The sequence below is a fragment of the Roseiarcus sp. genome (genome assembly GCF_052145395.1).
Classification (GTDB): Bacteria; Pseudomonadota; Alphaproteobacteria; order Rhizobiales; family Beijerinckiaceae; genus Roseiarcus.
Window position 1 is genome coordinate 1 of the sequence record NZ_JBKQOT010000915.1, and the last position, 2,639, is coordinate 2,639.

The 2,639-nt window shown below is 66.8% G+C and carries 2 protein-coding genes and 1 pseudogene; 1 reads left to right on the plus strand and 2 read right to left on the minus strand.

Features of this window, described 5'->3' with window-relative positions; translation table 11 throughout:
* Positions 1-112: 112 nt before the first annotated feature.
* Both ACLP25_RS31690 and ACLP25_RS31695 read right to left on the minus strand, forming a co-directional pair.
* A pseudogene (locus ACLP25_RS31690) lies at positions 113-322 on the minus strand (aldo/keto reductase); the annotation flags it as partial.
* Positions 323-452: 130 nt separating this feature from the next.
* Entirely contained in the window at positions 453-1,439 is a 987-nt protein-coding gene (locus ACLP25_RS31695; protein ID WP_442473054.1) for an aldo/keto reductase, read from the minus strand.
* A 126-nt stretch (positions 1,440-1,565) separates the two neighbouring features.
* Between ACLP25_RS31695 and ACLP25_RS31700 the strand changes: the two genes are divergently transcribed.
* A complete protein-coding gene (locus ACLP25_RS31700; protein ID WP_442473055.1) occupies positions 1,566-2,459 on the plus strand; it encodes a LysR family transcriptional regulator in 894 nt (297 codons plus the stop codon).
* Positions 2,460-2,639: the final 180 nt, after the last annotated feature.

The window sequence follows — 2,639 nt, forward strand, 5'->3', positions numbered from 1 at the left end:
CGACCTACCCATGCCGCACGCTGCCGATTTGTGCACCAACGCCCGTCGGCGCCAGTTCGGTCTTCTCGTCGATCTTGCCGGTCAGGAAGCCGGCGCCGAGCGGGCTGAACGGCACGGCCTCGCCCAGCAAAGACTCGTTCGAGAATGGACCGTAGGCTTCGGCGGTATCGAACAGCGTCACGCCGCCGTCGAAAGCCGCTCTCATGATCGCAATCGCCTCGGCATGGGGCGGCGGCGCGCCGTAGGCCGCCGAGAGACCCATGCAGCCATATCCGAGGGCGGAAACCTCGAGGCCGGCTCGACCAAGTTTGCGCATTTCCATCGTGTTCTCCTGTTGGCGAGGCGTCACGAGCGCGAATCAGCGCCCAGCCGAGCCGGAAATGGATTGAAAGTGCGGCGCTCGTGGCGCCGCGCGTCTGGCGGATGCTTTCATGGAACGGGGATGCTGTTGCTCACCGCCCGACCCGAGCTTGCAAGTGGGCCGGGTAGCGGTCCCCCTGCACGGCGACCTCGGAAACGGCCGCCTCGATCGTCGTCAGGTCGTCTTGGGTCAGGCGGAGGTTGGCGGCCCCCAGGTTCTCCTCCAGGCGGGTCAGCTTGGTCGTGCCGGGGATCGGCGCGATCCAGGGCTTTTGGGCGAGCAGCCAGGCCAGGGCGATTTGCGCCGGCGTCACGCCCTTTCGGGCGGCCAGGCGCTTGAGGACCGTCACGAGCGCCTGATTGGCCTGCAGCGCCTCGCCGCTGAAGCGGGGCACGATGCTGCGGAAGTCGTCCTTGCCGAAGGTCGCGTCGGCGGCGATGGCGCCCGTGAGGAAGCCCTTGCCGAGGGGGCTGAAGGGCACGAACCCAATGCCCAGCGTCTCCAGCGTCGGGATCACCTCCCGCTCCGGTTCGCGCCACCACAGGGAATACTCGCTTTGCAGCGCCGCGACGGGCTGGACCGCGTGAGCCCGGCGAATGGTCTCGACGCCCGCTTCCGAGAGGCCGAAGTGCTTCACTTTCCCCTCGGCGATGAGGTCCTTGACCGTGCCGGCCACGTCCTCGATCGGGACCGCCGGATCGACCCGATGCTGATAGTAGAGGTCGATGGCCTCGACGCGCAGGCGCTTCAGCGAGCCTTCGGTCGCCAGACGAATATGGTCGGGTCGGCTGCAGAGAATCTGCTTGCCATCGGTGCGGCCGAATTCGAAGCCGAACTTGGTGGCGATCACCACGTGGCCGCGGTACGGCTCCAGCGCCTCGCCGACCATCTCCTCGTTGGCTTCGCCGTAGATCTGCGCCGTGTCGAAGAAGGTCACCCCGCGCTCGGCGGCCGCGCGGATCAGGGCGATTCCGGCGTCCTTCCCGACGGCGGGCCCGTAACCGTGGCTGAGGCCCATGCAACCTAGGCCGAGGGCGGAGACATCGAGGCCGCCGGCTCCCAAAGTGCGCTTTTCCATTTCACGCTCCTCCCTCTCGACGCAGCCGGAGCCCCATCGGCCCACTCGAATGCAAAGAAGGTAGCGCTGGTCTCACTGCACAACTAGCCGTGATAATCAGGATGCCCTTTGAAGTGAGGCTTACAAATGGCCCAGCGTTTCGACGAGCTCGCCGCCTTTGCCCTAGTGGCCAAGGAGCGCAGTTTCACGCGCGCCAGCGCCAAGCTCGGCCTCTCGCCGTCCGCGCTCAGCCAGACGATCAAGTCCCTCGAGGCGAGGCTCGGCCTTCGTCTCCTGACCCGCACCACCCGCAGCGTCGCGCCAACCGAGGCCGGCGAGCGACTTCTGCAGACAGTCGCGCCCCGCTTCGAGGAAATCGAGCAGGCTCTCGCGGCGCTCAGCGAGATGCGCGAGCGGCCGGCCGGCACGATCCGCATCACCGCCGGGGAGCATCCCGCGCGAACAGTGCTGCAGCCGACACTCACCAGGCTGTTGCCCGAGTACCCGGACATCCGCGTCGAGGTGGCCGTCGACTACAGTCTGATCGACATTGTCGCGGAGGGTTTCGACGCCGGCGTCCGTCTTGGCGAGCAGGTCGCCAGGGACATGATCGCGCTGCGCATCGGCCCGGACATGCGGATGGCCGTGGTCGGGGCTCCGGCCTATTTCCAAGATCGTCGACGGCCGCAGACGCCGCAGGACCTGACAAACCACAGTTGCATCAACGTGCGCCTTCCCACGTATGGCGGTCTGTTCGCCTGGGAATTCGAGAAGAATGGCCGCGAGCTGAAGGTCCGCGTCGATGGCCAGCTCGTGTTCAACACGATCGGACCGCGGCTCGACTCCGCCTTGCAGGGCCTTGGCTTGGCGTACATGCCCGAGGACCTGGTGGCGCCCTATATCGCCACGGGAGAGCTCATCCGCGTGCTGAGAGACTGGTGCCCGCCGTTTCCCGGTTACCACCTCTACTACCCAAGCCGACGCCATGCCTCACCAGCGTTCTCTCTCCTGGTGGAAGCCCTGCGGTTCAACGAGCACTGACGCCCGCCCGCTGGCGGGCGGACCGGAATCAAGCCTCCTGCCGCGCCGGAGCCAGCGGGAACGGCATGTCTGGACGGCGCCCCGTCGTCAAGGGTTTGGTTGAGGCTTTGCGAACGCTTCGGGTGCGGTCATGTCTTCGGCCTGTTGGCGCGGGAAACGAATGTCCCGCTGGCCCTGATG